At 59.7% G+C, this 19,967-nt stretch carries 15 protein-coding genes and 1 pseudogene; 15 read left to right on the top strand and 1 reads right to left on the bottom strand.

Annotated elements, in window-relative coordinates; genetic code table 11:
* The first annotated feature begins 9 nt into the window (after positions 1–9).
* The 14 genes and pseudogenes from ACVILL_RS03860 to ACVILL_RS03795 all read left to right on the top strand — a co-directional run bounded on the left by ACVILL_RS03860 (position 10) and on the right by ACVILL_RS03795 (position 16,104).
* The gene (locus ACVILL_RS03860) at positions 10–1,599 is read left to right on the top strand and encodes an FAD-dependent oxidoreductase (RefSeq protein ID WP_456727933.1); all 1,590 of its coding nucleotides are present in this window, start codon (positions 10–12) and stop codon (positions 1,597–1,599) included.
* Positions 1,599–1,922: a hypothetical protein gene (locus ACVILL_RS03855; protein WP_456727932.1), complete on the top strand. Its 324-nt coding sequence runs from the start codon at positions 1,599–1,601 to the stop codon at positions 1,920–1,922. Before ACVILL_RS03860 ends, ACVILL_RS03855 begins: the two co-directional genes overlap by 1 nt.
* Positions 1,923–1,986: 64 nt before the next feature.
* Complete coding sequence (locus ACVILL_RS03850; protein ID WP_456727931.1) at positions 1,987–3,258, top strand: MFS transporter; 1,272 nt, start codon at positions 1,987–1,989, stop codon at positions 3,256–3,258.
* Positions 3,245–3,637, top strand: a complete 393-nt coding sequence (queD, locus tag ACVILL_RS03845; protein WP_456727930.1) for a 6-carboxytetrahydropterin synthase QueD — start codon at positions 3,245–3,247, stop codon at positions 3,635–3,637. The genes ACVILL_RS03850 and queD overlap by 14 nt, the downstream gene beginning before the upstream one ends.
* Positions 3,638–4,301: 664 nt before the next feature.
* A pseudogene (locus ACVILL_RS03840) lies at positions 4,302–5,830 on the top strand (S10 family peptidase).
* Between the two features lie 146 nt (positions 5,831–5,976).
* On the top strand, positions 5,977–6,111 hold the full coding sequence (locus ACVILL_RS03835) for a hypothetical protein (protein WP_456727929.1): 135 nt from the start codon (positions 5,977–5,979) through the stop codon (positions 6,109–6,111).
* The gene (locus ACVILL_RS03830) at positions 6,108–6,401 is read left to right on the top strand and encodes a hypothetical protein (protein ID WP_456727928.1); all 294 of its coding nucleotides are present in this window, start codon (positions 6,108–6,110) and stop codon (positions 6,399–6,401) included. Before ACVILL_RS03835 ends, ACVILL_RS03830 begins: the two co-directional genes overlap by 4 nt.
* A gap of 626 nt (positions 6,402–7,027) precedes the next feature.
* On the top strand, positions 7,028–7,162 hold the full coding sequence (locus ACVILL_RS03825) for a hypothetical protein (RefSeq protein ID WP_456727927.1): 135 nt from the start codon (positions 7,028–7,030) through the stop codon (positions 7,160–7,162).
* A 977-nt stretch (positions 7,163–8,139) separates the two neighbouring features.
* Entirely contained in the window at positions 8,140–10,551 is a 2,412-nt protein-coding gene (locus ACVILL_RS03820; protein WP_456727926.1) for a 2-aminoethylphosphonate--pyruvate transaminase, read from the top strand.
* A gap of 31 nt (positions 10,552–10,582) precedes the next feature.
* On the top strand, positions 10,583–11,641 hold the full coding sequence (rtxC, locus tag ACVILL_RS03815; RefSeq protein ID WP_456727925.1) for a dhydrorhizobitoxine desaturase: 1,059 nt from the start codon (positions 10,583–10,585) through the stop codon (positions 11,639–11,641).
* Positions 11,638–12,468 (top strand): gamma-glutamyl-gamma-aminobutyrate hydrolase family protein, encoded by an 831-nt coding sequence (locus tag ACVILL_RS03810; RefSeq protein WP_456727924.1) that lies wholly within the window; start codon positions 11,638–11,640, stop codon positions 12,466–12,468. Before rtxC ends, ACVILL_RS03810 begins: the two co-directional genes overlap by 4 nt.
* A 149-nt stretch (positions 12,469–12,617) precedes the next feature.
* A complete protein-coding gene (locus ACVILL_RS03805) occupies positions 12,618–13,487 on the top strand; it encodes an EamA family transporter (protein WP_456727923.1) in 870 nt (289 codons plus the stop codon).
* The gene (locus ACVILL_RS03800) at positions 13,484–14,773 is read left to right on the top strand and encodes an ATP-grasp domain-containing protein (protein WP_456727922.1); all 1,290 of its coding nucleotides are present in this window, start codon (positions 13,484–13,486) and stop codon (positions 14,771–14,773) included. Before ACVILL_RS03805 ends, ACVILL_RS03800 begins: the two co-directional genes overlap by 4 nt.
* Positions 14,770–16,104 (top strand): glutamine synthetase family protein, encoded by a 1,335-nt coding sequence (locus ACVILL_RS03795; RefSeq protein WP_456727921.1) that lies wholly within the window; start codon positions 14,770–14,772, stop codon positions 16,102–16,104. Before ACVILL_RS03800 ends, ACVILL_RS03795 begins: the two co-directional genes overlap by 4 nt.
* Positions 16,105–16,324: 220 nt before the next feature.
* Here ACVILL_RS03795 and ACVILL_RS03790 read toward each other — a convergent pair whose 3' ends face one another.
* Entirely contained in the window at positions 16,325–16,621 is a 297-nt protein-coding gene (locus tag ACVILL_RS03790) for a hypothetical protein (protein WP_456727920.1), read from the bottom strand.
* A 1,861-nt stretch (positions 16,622–18,482) separates the two neighbouring features.
* Here ACVILL_RS03790 and ACVILL_RS03785 point away from each other — a divergent pair.
* Positions 18,483–19,676 (top strand): DUF932 domain-containing protein, encoded by a 1,194-nt coding sequence (locus ACVILL_RS03785; RefSeq protein ID WP_456727919.1) that lies wholly within the window; start codon positions 18,483–18,485, stop codon positions 19,674–19,676.
* Positions 19,677–19,967 lie beyond the last annotated feature (291 nt).

The raw sequence follows: 19,967 nt of genomic DNA, 5'->3' as shown, positions 1-19,967 counted from the left end.
TGAACGCCGGTGCAGAATGAATCTGTGATCAGGCGGCGGGATCTGCTGGCGCTGATCGGCACCATCGCCGGCAGTTCGGCGATGTATCACGCGATGACGAGCCTCGGCTTCGCATCCGAGTCCGCCTACAAGGGGCCGCTCAAGCTCGCGGGCGATGTCAAGGGCGCTTCCGTGCTGATTCTTGGCGCTGGGCTTGCCGGCATGACGGCGGCGCTGGAGCTGCGCAAGGCCGGCTACAAGGTCCAGATCCTCGAATTCAACAGCCGCGCCGGCGGCCGCAACTGGTCGATCCGCGGCGGGGACAACTTTACCGAGCTCGGCGGCTTCAAGCAGACCTGCCAGTTCGAGCAGGGGCTCTATCTCAATCCCGGTCCGTGGCGGATTCCTGGTCACCACCGCGCGCTGCTCGATTATTGCCGCCGGCTCAATGTGACGCTGGAACCCTTCATCCAGCTCAACCACAATGCCTATCTGCACGCGACGCGCGCATTCGACAGCAAGCCGCGGCGCTTTCGCAGCATCAAGGCCGATTTCCAGGGCGGCGTGGCGGAGCTGCTGGCGAAGGTCAGCCAGCAGGGCAGGCTCGACGATTTCGTCACCACGGAAGATCAGGAGATTCTGCTGCAGGCGCTGCGCGACTGGGGCGCGCTGGATCGCGACTACAAGTACAACGCCAACCTCGTCTCCGCCGAGTTCCGCGGTTATGCCCGCGATCCCGGCGGCGGCTTGATGGGCGATCCGTTGCCCAGCGATCCGGTCTCGCTGCAGGAGCTGTTGCGATCGCGGATGTGGCGCTATTTGCAGAGCTATGCGCGCTATGATTTTCAGACCACGATGCTCCAGCCGGTCGGCGGCATGGACATGATCGGCAAGGCGTTCGCGCGCGAGGTCGGCGATCTCATCCGCACTAACGCTAAGGTGACGCAGATCCAGCAGAGCAGCTCCCGCGTCACTGTTAGCTATGTCGACACGACCAGTCCATCCGTCGTGCAGCAGGCGACCGCCGATTGGTGCATCTGCACCATCCCGTTGTCGATCCTGAGCCAGTTGCCGATCGATGTCGGCCGGCCGATGAAAAATGCGATCGATTCCGTGCCCTACGTCGCCTCGGTGAAAATCGGGCTGCAGTTCAAACGCCGGTTCTGGGAAGAGGACGAGGCGATCTATGGCGGTATCAGTTACACCGACCTGCCGATCCAGCAGATCGCCTATCCGAATACTGGCTTCAACAGTGGCGGCCGCGGCATCCTGCTCGGCGCTTACATCCATGGGGGCGCCAATTCGTTCGAGTTCACCGCCATGACACCGGCCGAGCGGGTCGCCAGCGCGGTCGAGTTCGGTGCCGCAATCCATCCGCAATACAGGAACGAATTCGAGCACGGCGTCGCGGTGGCCTGGCATCGCGTGCCGTTCACGCTCGGCTGCGCCGGCCAGTGGACCGAGGCCGCCCGCGCACAGCACTACCGCAATCTGTGCCAGATCGACGGCCGCATCGCGCTGGCAGGCGAGCACGCCTCGCAGCTGCCATGGCAGGAGGGAGCGATCCTGTCGGCGCTCGACGCCATTACCCGATTGCACGAACGCGTGGTGAAGACGTGATGATGCGGGCAGGAACAGTTGTCGCTGCTGCGCTGGCCTTGCCGACGGCAAGCGCGACCCTTGGAGAGGATAACGCCACGGGCAAGTGCAGCTTCTCCTCGGACCGTGGATTTCTAACCAGCGATGACGCTGTCGACCTCCCTGAGGAGCTGGAGACGCGCTGGGTCGGCGATGGCTGCGACTGGCGTCCGTCAGGGAGCCTTGCTTGTCAATGTGACGTCGACAGTGCCGTCTACTGGGAAGGCAACTGGGCGCAACAAGATGAAGGGCAGGCGCGGTGTGCATTCATCGAGTATGGCCTGATCCGAACTGATAACGGCTAGCCGCTGTCTTTTCAAACCGTTCTCTTAAGGCACGTGCGCAATCGATTTCGGGAGGAATAGGCAGATGGGAAATCGTTACGTGCCACTCATTGGGATGGTTGCGTTGGCTAGTCAGCAGTATCTGGCGATCGCGTTCATCTATTCGGCCATTCCTGTGATCCTTCGGGGCAACGGTGCCAGCCTGGAACTAGTCGGCCTCTACGGCACCGCTTTCTTTGCATTCACCGTTAACTTCCTTTGGGCCCCGGTGGTGGATCGATGGAGCCTCAATCGTCTCGGGCTGAGACGTTCGTGGATCCTGTTGACCCAATTCGCCAGTACCATTGTGCTGGCAGCAATGGCATTCTTGAACCCGAAGACCGATTTTGTGTCGCTTTTTCTTGTCTCCCTGGTACTTGCGACCATCGCCGCCACGCAGCGGATCGCGACTTTGGGCTATATAGCCGAAGCTCTCGATTCCAGCGAACGGCCGCTCGGCGCAGCGCTGCTGGGTTGGGGCCGGGCCATCGGCCATGTCATCGGCGGCGCCGTCTGCCTCCAATTGATCGAGATGGTCGGCTGGCGTCCAGCGTTGTTGGGTTTGGCGATGCTGCTAGCCGTTTTCGCTGGTTGGGTGTTCGCTATTTCTGAACCGCTCCAACGCAGCGACCGATGCAGCTCGACGCAGCGCCTCTCGATCTCCGCGATCTTTCGCTACCATGGCCTGTGGACGACGGCCGCATTGATCGCGCCGGCGGTTATCGGGATCGCTGTGGCGTTCGCGACGGTTCAGTTACGGCTCGTTGACCTCGGCTTCGCCGCGGCAGACATTGGATGGATCGGAGCGCTTTCGAACGTATTGACGTACACGCTGGTAGCGCCGCTGACCAGCGCCATCATCGGCCGAATGGCACCGCAGCGAGGCTTGATCGGGGGCTGCGCAGTCATGGCGATAAGTTTCGGCGCACTTGCGATGGTTGATCGCTACGTCAGCGTTCGCGTAAGCGCCGTCGTGAGCGTCGGCATCGTGTTCGCGGCACTCGCTGTTCAACATGTCACGTTCACGAACTGGTTTCTCGGGCTCGCCCGGCCGGGCAAGGCGGGCACAGATGTCACGTTTCTGACTTCGGTAATGTCGGCGTCAGCGTTGGTGGGCTTCGCGGCGAGTGGGTTTGCCGTGGCAAGATTAGGTTACGCGGTCACGCTGATACTGCCGGGCCTCGGCTCTGCTCTCTCGGCCTTGCTCGGCCTGGCATTGCTCCGTCAATCTGATAAGGAAGGGCCGGCGAGAGTTAGCAGGCCCTTCTCTGCGGAGCAAATCGTTGGCGCGAGGGACTTACGGAATGAACGACGATGATGGAGTGATCACGCTCATTGGCCGCACCTATAGTTTTGAATCAGCTCATCGCCTTCCCAATCTCCCCGATGGCCATAAATGCAAGAACCTACACGGCCACAACTACCGTATGGAAGTGGTGATGCGCGGACAGGTAGACGCGAGAGGATTCGTGAGGGATTTCGCTGAAATGGATGCCGAGCTGGAGCCGCTGCTGAAGCTCGTCGATCACCGACTGATCAACGATGTCGACGGACTGGAGAACCCAACCGCCGAGATCATCGCCCGTTGGTTCTTTGATCGCATTCCCAATTGCGCGAGTGTGCGGATTTATGAGACTGCCGATTGTTGGGCGGAGGTTGCGGCTTGTGGCGGCAGTCCAAAACGCGCGCCGAGGTAGTCGAGGGCGCTGAAACGCCAATGCAAGAGCACTATGGATGCCGAGCAATGTGGCCGGTGCTCGGCGGCGTCCGCGCTTGCCTAGGCATGGAACTCGACCGATATTCCTCAGCTGCTGCTGATCCCCATTGGCCTGCCACGGTGGAAGAGTTCCCGCGCCCGGTCATCGGGCCGCTCATCCGGTCGAGATGCAGGTAGTCTGGGTCGCTGCTGACTTGTCTGGGATCGCGGCCGTCCACGCAACATTGCCCTGATGGCGTGACGCGGCGCCGACATCCCACTCGTAAATCAGCGAGCTGATTGGCATCCAACGGCCGGATACTGCGATTGCTCTTGAGCACACAGATCGACAATGCGCTTCACTGATGTCGCGTTACTCTCGAACTATTCTCGAAGCAGTTGCTCTGCCCATCGTCAATCTAGAGCCACAGCCTCGCTTTGTGCGCAATGTCCACGGGCATGACCATCGCCCTCTGGAGGCGCTTTGCTAAACCGTGACGCGTACTTCGTGGAAGTGTGTGGAATGACGAGTTTTTGCGCCTCGGGCGAGGGTGACGACTACTCGATCCGGTAGCTTTGTCGTTCAGCCGCATGAGCTAGTGGTTAGGGCCGTTTTGACAGACACGCCTCGCGCACCAAGGGCCGCGCCGGGCAGGGGAAACGCGATGAAATTGACCGCTCCGGGTCTCACCTCTCTTGCGCTGATCCTGTTTGCCTCTGGGGCGATGGGGAGCGCTTGGGCCAACAATCCGTCGCCCGCCCAGGTCACAATACCGGCCGGCCAGAAGGGTGGTGGCGGGCAAAACCTGGGCATGTCGTCGCTGACCGAGCAGCATCGCCTGCCGCCGGACTCCAGCACCAGGCACACGCTTGAGCTGCCTGGGCGGACGCTTTCTTTCGTCGCGACCGTCGGTTCCATCCGCCTGTTCGACGATAAGGGTGAGCCGCAGGCCGATATCGTCTATACCTCCTATCAGCTTGAAGGCGCTGATCTCGGCACGCGCCCGGTGACATTCTTCTTCAACGGCGGACCAGGCTCATCATCGGCTTGGCTGCAGCTTGGCAATGCCGGACCGTGGCGGCTGCCGATCAATGCTGACGAGGTCACGCCATCGACCTTTCCCGAGGCGAGTCCAAACGCGGAAACGTGGCTCGATTTCACTGATCTGGTGTTTCTTGATCCTGTAGGCACCGGCTATAGCCGTTTCGCGGCGACCGGCGATGACGCGCGCAAGTGGCTCTATTCCGTTGAGGGCGACGTCAACGCGCTCGCGCTGGTGATCCGTCGCTGGCTCGAAAAGCATGACCGGCTGTTGTCGCCGAAGTACATCGCGGGTGAAAGTTATGGCGGCATTCGTGGGCCAAAGGTCGTCGACCAGTTGCAGATGCGGCAGGGCATAGGCGTCAGGGCCTGATCATGGTCTCGCCAGTGTTCGACTACAGCGCCGGCAGGGCGTGCTGCAGTACGTCGCCACGCTGCCCAGCTATGTCGCGACCCTGCGTGAAGCCGAAGGTTCGGTAAACCGAGCCGATCTCGCCGACGTGGAAGCTTATGCGCGCGGCGAGTTTCTGGTCGATCTCATCAAGGGCCAGGCCGACAAGGAAGCAACTACGCGTCTGGCCAACAAGGTCGCGGTGCTGACCGGCATCGACCAAGCGGTCAGCAGACGGCTCGCCGGCCCGTTTCGAAGTCGCCGAATTCCGCCGTGAGTTCGACCGCAAGAATGGCAAGTTAATCGGCGGGTATGATGCCTCTGTGCGTGGCCTCGATCCATATCCGGATTCCGATTTCCAGCTTTCAGGCGATCCCTCAAGCGATACGCTGGTGGCGCCTCTGACCAGCGCCACTGTCGATCTCCTTACGCGCAAGCTTGGCTGGCGGTCGGAGGGCTCCTATGAACTGGCCAATCGCAAGGTCAGGGAGGCCTGGGATTTCGGCCGCAGCCCTCCGGAGTCAGTTTCGGAGCTGCGCAAGATCATGGCGACGGACCGGAACATGAAATTGCTGGTGGCGCACGGGCTATTTGACCTCGCCACGCCATATTTCGGATCACAGATCGTGCTCGATCAACTGCCGCCATTTGCCTCCACACCGCGCGTCAAACTTGTTGTGTTTCCGGGCGGCCACATGTTCTATTCACGAGATGCCTCGCGCCACGCGTTTCGAGCAGAGGTCGAAGCGCTGATGAAATAAGGCCGATACCAGGCCTGGTCAGGAGCAAGGCCGCCTTCGTACAAACATAATGTCGTTGATGCTACGGGACAGAGCACAAGGGGCGGTCTCTCGCCGATCAAGGCGTGAATTGTCGTAGTCCGGCCGCTAGACGACGCATTCCAAAAATGGCTGTGAACAAAATTCGGCTTGATCAGGCAAGCAGTAAGCTGGCCGACGCCATCTTCTGCGCGCTCACACGCTGGGCGGGCGTGACGCGCTTCTCGGAATTGGCAGAGCGTCTTCCTGGAGAGCCGAAATGAATTTGAGCCCGTGCCTTGCGGCACACTTCGGTGAAGTGATCGTGAGGGGCTGGCTTATGAAGCAAGGTTTTATTCGCCGCAACTACCAGGCGAGCTTCGATGTGTCCTTTCGACCACCCAAAACCGGCATGCATTCTTTAATGGCTCTTACGGGCCATGACTCGATCTTCTCAGAGAGTCTGGTGCCGAAATCCCCCGGTTTACTGCGCTTCGGAAAGAAGACGCGGGTGCTTGGAGGAGCCACCCGCGCTAAGTTTGCTTCGCCAGCTTGGCCGCCTTGGGGGGCGTGAAGATAAACAGCCAAGCCGATGAGGTTCTCAGCAATTCATGTGCCAAGCGGGTCACGATGCAAGAGTAGACACAAACAGAGGCGGTACTCGACAGAGCGCAGCGGCCAGGCAGACACGACGGAAAATCGTGCGGCCGGTTGCTGACAGACCGCGCACGACTTGCGATCCAAACGTGCGGCACTCAGGAGGTTTAATCAACAAGCGACGTCCTCAGCGACCCGCGTTCTGGACCATCATCGTTCTGTCAGAAAAGCCTGCCGTCGAACCCGCGCGATCTGATTACTCTTTGTTGGACATGCGCTCATCGTTCCGTTCCAAAGTCTAGTTTCCGCACGCTCCATCGAGAGTCCTGGAAACCCGATCCCCGCGGCAAGTGTCTCGAGCGGAAAGAGGGTGAGCTTTCACCACGCGGGTGGCATAATCCGCGCAACATTGCACGAGATGACGGTACCGCACCCGGAGTTTCGCGAACACAATCGAATGGTCTTAGGAACTCGCAAACACCGCGTCGTCAATGCTAGGTCACCTGCGAGGACCACCCCAAGCTGACGCAAAGAGCTGCAAGTTGCTCGATAGCGTCACCTTGGCTTGCTGGCCGCCGTTCGCGCATCAACGAGCATCGGAGCATGAGCGATCATCTGATCGGAAGGAGCGACGCGAGAAAGCAGCGGGCGTCCTCCATTGTCTTCCAGCTGCGTCATTGTTTGTCCGACAGCCTGCAAAAGGACCGGCTGGACCGCCATGACCCAACCATAAGCTGAGCGGGAGGCCTCCCACCGCGCCGGCCGGGCACGGGTTGAATTATGTGATCGGGCTCAAGGTCAAAGAACTGCAGAACCGGGCGCGACCTGTCTAACGGACACGCAGGCGCAAACAGACCCCGTGTATCTGTTTGCCGATGTGGCAAAGCGCCGCGCACGCAACAGCGGGCGGAGCAGGCTAGCTCACCTGTCCGTGGCCATCGAGCTCAGGTGATTTCCGACAGCGTCATTGAACTCCAGGCGACTACGGAGCTCGTCCGAGAATCTCCGCACAGGTCGTCTTGTCTCCCGAACGTGGACGCGTACGTCAGGAAAAATTCACACGAGAAAATTCCGGAGAGGGTTGAAACGCACCTAACGTCAAGTTGTACGATCTGAAAAATAGACGGCGAGGGTCGTCAAAACCTCCAACGAGCGACAGTGTGCGAATGTCTCAAGTCTTAGGCTCACGCAGGAAGCGGCAATCATCAAATGCGCCGTGCCGGGATCCGGGCCGGCCGCCACGGTCCGACGCGCACTGCTGATCCGATTTCAATATTGCCGGAGTGGCGCGCGTAAGCCGTCCGGTTGGACTGTCGACGCGCGGCGACAAGCCGACACTCGCGCTCAAATCTGCGGGATGCGTATGGCCGGATCAGAGTGGCGCGTCGCGCCAGATGGGGCTCGCGGGGCGGTCATAATGCGAACTGTTGGGAGATCTGAAGGACATCGCTCAAGAGCCTTGCGGGACATCACTTCGCATCTGCGACTGGATGTGCAGGTTGTCCCTGGGCAGCTTCTTCGACTGCCGATCCGAAGCGCACCCGGGCTCTATCGCGCAGGGCTCAAAGCTCTTGAACGGCGCTCGCCGTCTCTTTGCTGGGGCGGTTTTGCTCCAGATGCATCGATGAATACAACTGAGGGGGAATAGTGTGACAAGACAGCGTTCTTTGCTGACGCCTGGTCCATTGTCGTTATCGCTGGATGTCAGGAGCCAAATGCAGCTTGACCTTGCATCGCGCGATTGCGAGTTCAAGGAAGTGACCGCCCGCATGCGGCGGCTGATCCTCAATTTGCTGGCAAATGCCGACGACTATTCGGTGGTCCCGATTCAGGGAGGCGGCTCTTTTGCGATGGAAGCCGCTCTGTCAACATTCGTGTCTTCAGCCCACAAACCACTCGTTTGCATAAACGGCATCTATGGCGAGCGCATATACAAGATGCTGCGGCTATGGGGTGTCGAAGCGCAGACGCTTGCCAAGCGGGCGACCGACCCTTTGGATCCTCAGGAGATCGGCGAGCATCTGAACCGAAATCCCGGCGTTACGCACCTGTGTTTCGTTCATTGCGAGACCACGACCGGCATCGTCAATCCGCTGGATGCGATCGTGGAGGAGGCGAGGCGGCGTGGCGTGAAGACGATCGTCGACGGGATGAGTTCTTTTGGCGGCATCGATATTGACCTGAGCAAGGGTGGCCCTGACGTCCTAGTCACGTCGAGCAACAAGTGCATAGAGGGGCCTCCGGGCGTAGCGTTTGTCATCGCCTCTCGCGAACTGTTGGAGAAGGCGGTTCAAGAGCCGAGGTCATTTGTGCTCGACGTGAGAGACCAATGGCTCTCGCTGGAACGCACAGGTGAATGGCGTTCGACACCTCCCACCCATATCGTTCAGGCAACGACCAGGGCATTGGAGATCCTGGAGGAAGAGAGCATTCCTGCCCGTCGCCGCAGGTATGAGAAGGTCAGGGACGATCTCCTCAAGGAACTCGAGGGAGTGGTCTCCCCGCTGCTAGCCGCCAACGTGCAGTCGCCGGTCTGCGTTGCGTTCGTTGCGCCGTCGGGGATGGCGGATCAGGCAGCATTTGACGGGCTGTACCGCCACCTGGCGAGCCACAACCTTTACATCTACTCCAAGCTGCACATTGCGACGCGGAGTTTCCGGATCGGCTGCATCGGGGAAATTCAATCCGGTTGGATTCAGCAGTTGGGTTGCGCCTTCCGGACATACTTCCGCCCTGGACAGGGTGCGGCAGCGCGACCAATATCCGCCCAGGAGACATCCCAGGCCCTCGTCAAGGTGCCGCCTCGCGTGGCAGCGGGCGCGCAGGTGCCATGGTCCCCCGAGACTGCCGTTCTGCACGCGGGTTACCGTCGCGACCCGGTGACGAAGGCTGTGGCCGTGCCGATATATCAGAACACGGCTTATGAACTCGATGGCGATCTGAACCACATTGCCGATGTCTACAACGTAAAGGCTGATGGGTTCACCTATACAAGGATCATCAATCCGACGACCCGCGCGCTGGAAAGAAGGTATGCGGCGGTCGATACGGGAAGGGATTCGCTCGCCGTCGCATCAGGGCAAGCGGCAACCTTCCTTGCCATCGTCAACCTGGCAAGCGGGCAGGTCGGGGATAATGTCGTCGCCTCGCCATATCTGTATGGCAATACCTGGAACCTGCTCCATAACACGCTGAAGCGTCTTGGCATCAGCGTCAGGACGGCGGATCCTCGAAGGCCCGAGACGTTCGAACGTGCCATCGATGATCGCACGATATGCCTGTTCGGAGAGGTGATTTCGAACCCCTGTCTGATTCCGCTTCCGGTCAAGCAGCTGGCGGAGATCGGTCGGAAGTACGGCGTTCCCCTGGTGGTGGATAATACGACGACGCCACTGGTATGCCGGCCGTCAGATCTCGGTGCTGCGATCACGACGTACTCCGCGACGAAATACATATGCGGCCATGGCACCACACTGGGCGGACTGATTGTCGACAACGGCAAGTTCAGCTACCGCGGAGCCTCCCGCTTTCCGTTGTTCAACGGTCCTGACGAGGCGCATGGCGGGATCATCTGGCGCAGCGCGCTGCAAGATGTCGACGATCTTGGAAAGAGCGAGTTTCTGCTGAAGGCCCGCATGACTTGGTTGCGCGATACGGGGGCTGCGATCGCTCCGTTTGCGAGCTTCCAACTGATCCAGGGGCTTGAGACGCTGCCGCTTCGCATGAAGCAGCACTGCGCCAACGCCAGGGTCGTCGCAGACGCTCTCAAGAAGCATCCAAAGGTACGCCGTGTCTTCTATCCGGGGCTTTTCGAAGGAGCGGATCGGGAAACCGTCGATCAGACGCTCAACCCGGCATACGGGCACGGCGCAATGGTCATGTTCGAGGTGGAGGACGAGCTGGCCGGACGCAAGTTCATCCAAAACGTCGACTTGATGTATCACGTTTCGAATGTGGGAGATGCCCGCACGCTGGTGACGCATCCCGTTTCCACGACACACACAACCGTTCCACGGGAAAAGCGCGAGGCCGCCGGCATATTCGGCGGTTCGATCCGGCTTTGCGTCGGCATCGAGGACGTCGACGACATTGTCCGCGATCTGCACAAGGCGCTCTCCGCAATCTGACAACCTGGAAAGTGATCAGGAAGGGATTCCCATGAATCAGCCAGAAGCTTGGAAACTGAAGTCGTCACGCTATGAGGCCGTTCCATTCAGCCGCGAGATCAATAAGCAGCTCTCCGAGCTGAGGCCCGATAACATAACGGGTGCTGCCTATATCGCGAAAGACTACACCGTGATCGCGGCGTGCACGCTCGCGACCGTGTCGGTCTCATGGTGGTTGTATCCACTCGCGGTTCTTTTGATCGGCGCCTACCAGCGCGGATTGACGACGATCGCGCACGATGCGGCTCACCGCACGCTCGCGAAGAACACCACCTGGAACTACGTCCTCGGGATTCTGTTCGCTGCCTATCCGCTGTTCCAGCGCCACTGGGCCTACCGGATCTCACACGTCTATTTGCATCATCCATACCTCGGCGACCCGGACAAGGATCCTGACCTGAAGTTCTTCCTGGCCAACGGTGTTTACGACGTGCAGCCGCCTGAGCGATACGCGTTCAACCTGATCTGGAAGCCGATATTTGGCGGTGCGACGGTGTCGTACCTGAAGTATCTCTGGACCAACCGGTTTTCGATTAGAGATGCCGAGGACGAGAGCCGCTCGGGCATACTTATCGACAAATATGGCTTCTATCTCTTCTGGATCTGCATCCTGGGCGGATCATATGCCCTTGGGCTGCTCCACATCGTGATCCTGTTCTGGATCGTGCCCTATCTCACCACGTTCCAGGTGCTTGGCTGGTTTGTTGAACTCGCCGAGCACTCACCGATGTGCGAGACCGAGACGCAGAACGTCTATCTGACAAGGAATCGCAAAGGGAATTTCCTGGAGCGGGCTATCCTTGGGCAAAACCTGGATGAATATCACCTCGAGCATCACCTCTCGCCCGGCATCCCGTTCTGGCTGTTGCACAAAGCCCAGAAAATCAGGATGCAAGATCCGGCTTACGCAAAGGTTGCCGCAAGCTGGGGAGGGCTCTTCGTCAAGGGGCCGCAAGGTCAGCCGAGCGTCATCACTCAGTTGAAGGAGCGAAACCGGCGTCTGTATGAGCAATCTATGCGCGGTGCCAACACGAGCGGACAACCCGCGTGACGTTGCAACGGCCAGACAAAGCCCGCGCCGTGGTCGGCATCACCTCGAACCGTCTGTTGGTCGATGGTGTGCATCGCGATTGGTTGCGGCGCAAGTACGTCAAGGCCCTGCTTCATCATGCGGGCGTGGCGTGCGTCATATTGCCGACGATCGACGCTGAAGATGCGCCGGTTGAGACCGCACGGGCGTTCATGCGGACTCTCGACGGGCTCGTGTTGACAGGAGACGAATCCAACGTCGATCCTGCCGTTCTGAGGGCGCCTGCGTCCTGTCCGGCACCTGATCAGCAAGACATCGAGAATGGAATCCGTGATCGTCCCCGGGACAGGCTATCCGGGGCAGCGATCAGGAACGCCATTGCGCAGGGAATGCCGATCCTGGGCATTTGCCGCGGTCTGCAGGAGCTCAACGTCCATTTCGGCGGCACGCTTCGCTCATCCCTTAGCGAGTGGAGTCTGGGAAGTGGCCAGATGCACGCCGAGAAGACAGACCGCCCGAGAGATCGCCAGTACGATGTCGCGCATAGTATCAGGGTATGTCCGGAAGGTGCGCTCTTTCCGATCGCGCGCACCGTCGAAGCACAGGTCAACTCCCTTCACAATCAAGGCATAGAGGTGCTGGCCAGTGCGCTAAGACGGGAGGCGTGGGCGCCTGACGGCCTGGTCGAAGCGGTTTCGGTCGTGGGCGCGCCGACGCTGCAGATCGCCGTGCAATGGCACCCCGAATGGCACGCCTCAACCGATCTGCTGAGCAAGCGACTATTCACGGCATTCGGAGAGGCGTGTCTCGCGTACGCCGAACAAAGAAGCACGAGAGGTGGACAGTGACATTTCAAACCAAACGCGGTCCGCCCAGATCCAAAGGGGAGTTCGCCGGAACCGACGCGCCGGCATGGTTCGGGGTGCGCGCTGCGCCGCGACAGCCTCGGACCAACGGCGGGCGATCGACAAGCCGCTTCGCTCTGGGAGTTCTCTTTGTGGCGCTTTACGTCGTCCTGAGCGCGGCCGGCGAGGTGTATGCGGCATCGTATTTTCAGCAGGCAGACCTGTTCGTTGCGCTGTTGGTGTCCTTTGCCGCCGTATGTCTGTCGTTCAATCTGCTGGCTGGTCACGGGACGGGCAGGGCACGAGTGACGAAGCCAGCGCTCGTGGCTTTTGTGTCGCTCAATCTCGTGACCGCGATCAGCTGGATAGGATTGTTTGTCGGCCTGAAATACACCGAACCTGCGATCGTCGTCGCGTTCATGGTGGCGCTAGGACCCGCCGCAACAGTGTGGTTGAACGCGGTGATCAGGCGGAAGGGTATCCCGCCAGCATCCGACATCGTCGTGAGCGCCACGATTGCGATGATTGGCGGCTACATGATCTGGATCTCGGTCAGCGGCAATGCGGGCGTGCAGTGGGGGCCTCGATCGTCCTTGGGCATCGTCCTCGCAATCGTGGCCGGCCTGTCGCTGGCGCTTACAAATATACTGGTCAAACTGCTGTTCGACCACGGATTTTCCGGCCGACAGGTGTTGGCGCACCGGTTCTATGGAACGATTCTCCTGCTGCTGGGACTGGTCGACAATTCCTCCATGGTGCTTGAGATCTCGCAGCATTGGCCTGCGATCGCGGCGATCGGGCTATCCACGATCATTGTTCCTTTGCTCTTGATCCAGGAGGGTATCCGACGAGTCGAGCCTTTCACCGTCAACATGGTGCTGTCCACCGCCCCTGTCATCACGTTCCTGTTCCAGTACTTCGATTCTCGCATCGTGCCTTCGCTACATACGTTCGTTGGAAATGTTCTCATCACGATTGTCGCTGTCGGAAACGTCTACTCGCAGTATCGGAGGACCGCATGAACGAACGCAAATGTGTAATCGTCGACGCATATTCGACTGGCCGATTTCTACCTGAAGAGTTCAAGCGGTACGGAATTGGAACGGTGCACGTGATGTCGGCTGCACAGATCCCAGCCATCTTCCAGTCGCACTTCAACGCGGACCTGTATGATGAAGTCATTCGTCCCCGCGAATGCATGGCGCGCGACGAGATCCTTGAATTTCATCTTCAGGCGCTCCACGGCAGGGAGCTGGAGTTCGTTATTGCGGGGTCCGAGACCGGGGTTGAGCTCGCCGACTCCATCTCGGAGCGACTGGGCCTGCCCTCGAATGGGACGGCTTTGTCAGCCGCCCGGCGTGATAAATCGCGGATGTCCGAAGCGTTGGCCGCAGCAGGCGTGCGATCGATCAGGCAGGTCGTGTCTGACAATGCCGTTGAGATCGCTAGCTGGAAACGTCAAGAGAACTTCGATGAGATCGTGATCAAGCCACTAAATAGCACAGGCACGGAGGACGTGTTCTTCTGCTCGGCTGATGCGGATGTCGAGCGCGCTCTGACTGCCATCGTCGGAAAGACGAACCGGGTCGGAGCGTTCAATGAACTGGCGCTTGCACAGGAGAAAATAAACGGTCAGCAATATACCGTAAATGCCGTCTCGATCGATGGAGAAGCGTTCATCACCGAGGCCTGGACTTATGAGACCGTTCCCGTCGAGGGCGCATCGTCGGTCTGCTCACGCGAGTGGTTGCTCGGATCCAGGGAGCCCATCGTTCTGGAGCTGTCCGATTATCTTGTGCGCGCGTTGCAGGCGCTGCAGATCGTGAACGGACCAGCGCATGCGGAGATCATCGTCGATGATCGCGGACCGGTTTTGGTCGACTTCGGAGCGAGACTGCAAGGAACCATGTCGGCAAAGGCCAGGACCATGGCGTTGGGTGACAATCATATGTCGCTGACGGCCTGGCGATACGCAAATCCCAAGGAATTTGGTGAGTGTATGAGGTTGCGTGGGGCCTACAAGCGACAGGCTCATGCACTGTGCGTCTCGTTGATTTCCGATATGAGCGGTGTCGTTGCTGGTTACTCCGGATTGGATGCAATCCGTAACCTCTCGAGCTTTGCGGATGCCATCGCATTCGTTCCCATAGGCCAAAAGCTGGTCCCGACGATCGACCTGGTGTCCACACCAGGCATCGTGTACCTCGTCAATAACGACTTGGTACAGCTTGAGGATGACTATCGCCAATTGCGTGCGCTGCGGATGAACCAGGTGTTCGATCTGATGGCGCAGGAAGGCGGCGAATGACCGACATCCGTGTGGCGCGCACGAACTCGGCTCGTGCGGCGATGATTGGCGTGAGCGACTTTGACGGTATCCTTCGAGGTAAGCACGTCCTGGGTGAAGATCTCTCGGATGGAGACAAGATCGTCAAGTTCTCTGAAGCGGTGCTGGCCTGGGATTGTGCGGACCGGGTCATTCCCGAAGGATACACGCAAAAGCCACTCTCAGCATTCGGAGATGCCGATCTGCGTGTTCTGTCTGGCACCGGCCGTTTGGTGTCTTATCTCGGCGATCAGGATCTCTACCTTGCCGAGTTTATGGGCGCACATGAGGACATCTGCCCGCGAGGTATCCTGCGCAAAGTCCTGAAAAGGGCAGCTGATCACGGATACGGCTGCACGGCCGGGTTCGAGTTCGAGTTCATGCTGTTCAATGAGAACGCTGACACAATTGAGGACAAACCGTTCGGCCAATGGGCTCCGTTCACGCGAGGGCCTTTCGGTTACTCGATTGCGCGCTCTGTCGCGCACCAGGAACTGTTCGGCGAGATATTGGCGCTTTGTGAGAAGGCCAGAATACCTCTCAGCGGCTTGCACTTCGAGACAGGGCCGGGCGTGATTGAAGCATCACTTCATCATTGTGATGCCCTGGAAGCTGCGGATCGAGCGATCATCTTCAAGGCAATGATAAAAGCCTGGGCGCAGACGAAAGGCATGATGGCAACATTCATGGCCAAGGTTTGTGAGGATTGGCCCGGCCAGTCGGGCCATATTCACATCTCGGTGTTCTCGGACGGCCAGAATGCGTTTTACGATAGTAACGCGTTTGGCAACGTCTCAAAGATCATGAGGCAATTTGTCGGCGGACAACTGAATTACATGAATGAGTTCTGTGTCCTCGCCGCGCCGAACTTCAATAGCTACAAGAGATTGGTCCCCGGCTACTGGGCGCCGGTCTGCCCAAGCTGGGGAATTGACAACCGCTCCTGCGCGGTGCGGGCCATTCCGGGAGAGCCGTCTTCACATCGCCTCGAGTACAGGCTGGCTGGTGCAGACATGAACCCATATCTCGCTCTCTCATGTGCTATCGGTTCGGGTGTGCTGGGCGTCGAGACCGATGCGGACTTGCCGGCTTCGATCGTTGGTGACGCAAGCATGGAAACGTGTCCTCGCTCCGGAAGGCTGCCTCAAAGCCTGGCAGAGGCAACATATCGGTTTGCACAGTCGCCGGCGGCCAATGATGTGTTCGGAGAAAGGTTTGTCGAGGCCTTTTCCTGCTCCCGGCGCTGGGAGTGGGAGGCTGTTCAACATCGGGTAACTGACTTTGAACGTCGGCGGTACTTCGAGATCATCTAGCTGTTCGCACTATTGAGGATTGCCGCCGTTGCGCCGCGGTTGGTCAGGGCCTGGGCGTCCGTCCGGGACAGCCGCGGAAGTTCACGCCTGGACCCTTCCTTCTTTCGCCGTCTTGCTGGAGGCAGGCGACCATCACAATCTAGCTATCCATGTTGCGGCGCGTCCGCTGAACCTCCGGCCGCAGGGCGCGACCGGAGGTTGATCCCAACAGGGCTTCGCGTCAGTGCCGCTTGCTGCTTATCGGCGTGGTGTTATTCGCAGGGTCGTCAACTGCCTCATTGTCGGACGCGTTGCCGTCGGCTGCATTCTTTGCGCCCTTGGTCGACTTCCTGCCCGCTTTTGCGCCAGCGGCCCTGAGCTTAGGCGACGAGTCCTCATCATCGCTTATCCCGCTCTGTACGCTTGATCCTTCGCCTTTGCGAGCCTTGGCATCTGCGGCAAGGCTTTGCGCAATGACTGGGTAAGCAAGGAAAGCCGCAAGGCCGCATGCCAGTACAGAGGTCTTCACCAATTTCATTCACGTCTCCTGGATCGAGTTGCTTGACGGAGCGAGTTTGGCTCGACGCCGCGCCGCCCGCCTGCGCCGCTTGCGTCGCGTTAAGCGTACGTGCAGCGCGGCTTCATCTAATCTCTCTTGTGTGGTCATCGTTTAGGAGATTTGGGGTAAATTCGCGAAGTTGTTGTCTTACCTGTGGCGATACGACATTCGTATCGTCGTACCCTGCTCACGACTGGATGGACGAGTGCAAGATCTGCGCTGCTGAAGTGGCCGGAGTCCCCGGCGGGGGAGATAGACGCGCGCGACTGGCGGCTTTGAAGTTCTCACGTCTGGAGTCGTTCTAACGGCAGGCACCGCTTTCGTCGTCGAGCTTGTCAGCATCCTGTAAGCTAAGCTGGGCAGTCTACCGCACCCCGAAAGCCAGCTTTGGCGGTTCTCAACGGGAGATTAGGTATGGAGTCTATCGAGCGAGCTTTGTCTGCACGCTATGCCAACAATCACCGAAAATGAAGAAATCCAAGGTATGGAAGCCTTTCCATCAGCCGATCCAACGGATTTCGCCAGCAAACAGTCGCGGCGCGAAGATTCGGATCATCGAATGCGGGCGACAATTCGCTGGGCAGTATGTCGCAGGAGTTTCGTGCGGTGCTGGCCAGGATTGAACGTCGCCGGGAGTCTCGCTCGTCCTTATCGTGAGTCTGCGTTGCGCGGCGGTCCTCGCTTTGTGCGAGAGCCGTCGCAGAGCCGCCCTACCGACGGCCTTACGGGGATCGTCGACCGCAACGGATTTAGATAGCTCGGGCGGTATTGCCTCCTCGGCGGATATTCACGGATATCGGTAGTGGTGCCTTGAGTGGTTGGACGTCAGCAGGCAGGGAGCATCGGCGGAGCGGTTGCCGCTTGGGTTGCCCGACGATTGTCACTTTGTGCGGCATGATAGCGCCTGTGAACCGATCACTCCGGGTCAACAAGCCGCCGCGTCATTTCCCATCGAGCCTGTGCGTCATCAAGGGGCCCAGACCTGGGGCGTCGCCACGAGAGCGTCGACACTTTCGATAACTTCATCGAGAGCCGAGACGACACCAGCGACAGCGCGGGTTTCACTGCTTCAGAGGAGGACCTGCGTCGCCGGCGCGCCACCCTCGAGTTGACTCGACCGGTGCCGCCCCGAGACAGAGTACGCAGCGACGACTCAACGGTACGCGAAGTCGCCCACGCATTCGCAATGCAGCGCGGCCATCAAGCCGAGCCGTCTGTCGTGGGACCGTTCCGCGAACTCGGCTTTCAGAATCAAGAAGCCGCCGGATCTTCGTCTTCCGCCGAGACTTCACGCCATCACCAGCGACTGGATCGCGCAACAACAGGGCCAATGAATGGCTCCGAGCATCTGGACTTCGGCCCTGTTGTCGGGCCGAACTGGGTCCATCGCGATCAACCGGCCCCTGCTTCCCTGATTCTTCAGTTACGTCAGCACGGCTCACTACCGAGTTCGAACCAGCGACAGACGACCATCAAGATCAATAGTGTGGCCTATACAGTCGTGCGGGGGCCGGAGGGGCACGGGACATTCGCCTTTTCCGTAATCGGTATGTTCCGCCGCCGCAATCTGGCATCGTCACGCCGTGTGCATCCATGGACCGTAGGTCCCGGGTTCATTGCCGTCTCCCTCCGGGAGCGGGCTGTCGGCTCACGCTGAAACCCCGGCTTGCGCCGGGTTTTCACCCTTCGGGCTTCCATCCCTGACGGTAGCTGCGGCGGCGCGGAATGTCTTGGGCCTCGGGGCGGCCGTAAAAAGGGAGAGGCAGAGTGGGGTGGCCTTGGCCATGACGGGTTGAGGGTCGGAGGAGAGTCTTCCGCGCCCGTCATGGAGATTGCTGCCATGAATACGCAGATTGTTGATGCCGGCCGCGTTGCGAGCGGCGGATACAAAGTGGATGTGAGTCGCGGCGAGCGCGTCGGTCGGGTGTCCTCGGAGTGGTTTTCCCGCCCGGCAGATCAGCGTTACCTGTCGCTCGATGGGCTGGCCCGCACGGTGCACGATCGGGCGAACCGCAGCCGGACGCGCGTGGTCGAAAGCGCGCTCATCCATGTCAACGCAAGCCGTGCCGACCCCGAGCGGCTGGCCTTGATGTTGCCCGGCTCCGACACCCCGGTGGCGCCGACGCATTGGAGCTTCGGTCAGCTCGCAAGCCAGGTTGGCGCTCCGGCCGCTTACCTGCGGCAGCTCCCTGCGTCACTCGCGGCCATCAACCTGCAATATGGCTTGAACGCCAATCGTCTCGAGCAGATCAAAACGCTCGAGACCGAGGATAGCCGTGTGGAGCTTCGCGCCGTCACCGGCCCCGATTATGGCCGGATCTACGACCACGAGCTGGTCGAGGCCGTCCAGCGCATTGCCGGCAATGGCACAGGCGATACAAGGTGGAAGGTGCCCGGTGTACTCGACTGGTCGAGCGGCATCTACGATCCCCGTGTCGACATTTCCAAGGCCACGACGACCCTGTATGCATCAGACAGGGACGTTTTCATCTTTCTGGTCGATGATCTGAATCCGATCGAAGCCGGTCGTCTTCGTGACGGCTCGCCCGACCTCTATTTCCGAGGCTTCTATTGTTGGAACTCGGAAGTTGGCGCGAAGGCCCTCGGCATGGCGAGCTTCTATCTTCGTGCGGTTTGCCAGAATCGCAATCTGTGGGGCGTGGAAGATTTCGAGGAGATCACAATCCGCCATTCCAAATACGCAGCCGCACGCTTTGCTCACGAGGCAGCCCCGGCGTTGTCGAACTTCGCCAACTCTTCACCCATGCCTTTCGTCACTGGCATCAAGGCCGCTCGCGAGCGGATCGTGGCACGCAGTGACGAGGATCGCACCGAGTTCTTGCGCCGCCGCGGCTTCTCCAAGGCCGAGACAGGCAAGGTGATAGACGCGGTGCTGGTGGAGGAGGGCCGCCCGCCTGAAAGCATCTTCGACTTCGTGCAGGGCATCACCGCCGTCGCGCGTGACAAGCCGCATCAAGATGTCCGCCTGGACATGGAGACCAAGGCCAAGAAGTTGCTCGACCGGGCGGCGTAATGTCAGCCAGGCCGGAGATCCTGGTCTCCGGCCTGGTACGCCTACCCTTCGTTCAGGGGTGATGGGCGCTGCTCTCTCGCCGTCATGTCCATCGCGGACTGACAGGTCCGGGCAGTTTAGAATTCTTGCGGGATCGAGACCCGCGCATGGGATTGCGACGGCTACATCGGAATCTCTGGCTTCTCGCGTCGACACGATCGGCTGATTCATACAATCGCTGCCACGAACCCACTTCCGTGCGTTCAGCTTCGTGTTCGCCCCAACGTCTTGGCTCAGGGGCAGTCAACATAA

Source organism: Bradyrhizobium sp. USDA 3364 (assembly GCF_054056355.1).
The sequence above is the reverse complement of the archived record's forward strand: the minus strand, read 5'-3'. Positions and strand labels throughout refer to the sequence as shown.

Bases quoted from the DNA above. Each gene is read 5' to 3' on its own strand.
- ACVILL_RS03825 (WP_456727927.1), top strand. From the start codon at position 7,028: ATGAGCGATCATCTGATCGGAAGGAGCGACGCGAGAAAGCAGCGGGCG.
- ACVILL_RS03795 (WP_456727921.1), top strand. From the start codon at position 14,770: ATGACCGACATCCGTGTGGCGCGCACGAACTCGGCTCGTGCGGCGATG.
- ACVILL_RS03800 (WP_456727922.1), top strand. From the start codon at position 13,484: ATGAACGAACGCAAATGTGTAATCGTCGACGCATATTCGACTGGCCGA.
- ACVILL_RS03835 (WP_456727929.1), top strand. From the start codon at position 5,977: ATGGCTGTGAACAAAATTCGGCTTGATCAGGCAAGCAGTAAGCTGGCC.
- ACVILL_RS03855 (WP_456727932.1), top strand. From the start codon at position 1,599: ATGATGCGGGCAGGAACAGTTGTCGCTGCTGCGCTGGCCTTGCCGACG.
- ACVILL_RS03790 (WP_456727920.1), bottom strand. From the start codon at position 16,621: ATGAAATTGGTGAAGACCTCTGTACTGGCATGCGGCCTTGCGGCTTTC.
- queD (WP_456727930.1), top strand. From the start codon at position 3,245: ATGAACGACGATGATGGAGTGATCACGCTCATTGGCCGCACCTATAGT.
- ACVILL_RS03820 (WP_456727926.1), top strand. From the start codon at position 8,140: ATGCAGCTTGACCTTGCATCGCGCGATTGCGAGTTCAAGGAAGTGACC.
- rtxC (WP_456727925.1), top strand. From the start codon at position 10,583: ATGAATCAGCCAGAAGCTTGGAAACTGAAGTCGTCACGCTATGAGGCC.
- ACVILL_RS03850 (WP_456727931.1), top strand. From the start codon at position 1,987: ATGGGAAATCGTTACGTGCCACTCATTGGGATGGTTGCGTTGGCTAGT.
- ACVILL_RS03785 (WP_456727919.1), top strand. From the start codon at position 18,483: ATGAATACGCAGATTGTTGATGCCGGCCGCGTTGCGAGCGGCGGATAC.
- ACVILL_RS03830 (WP_456727928.1), top strand. From the start codon at position 6,108: ATGAATTTGAGCCCGTGCCTTGCGGCACACTTCGGTGAAGTGATCGTG.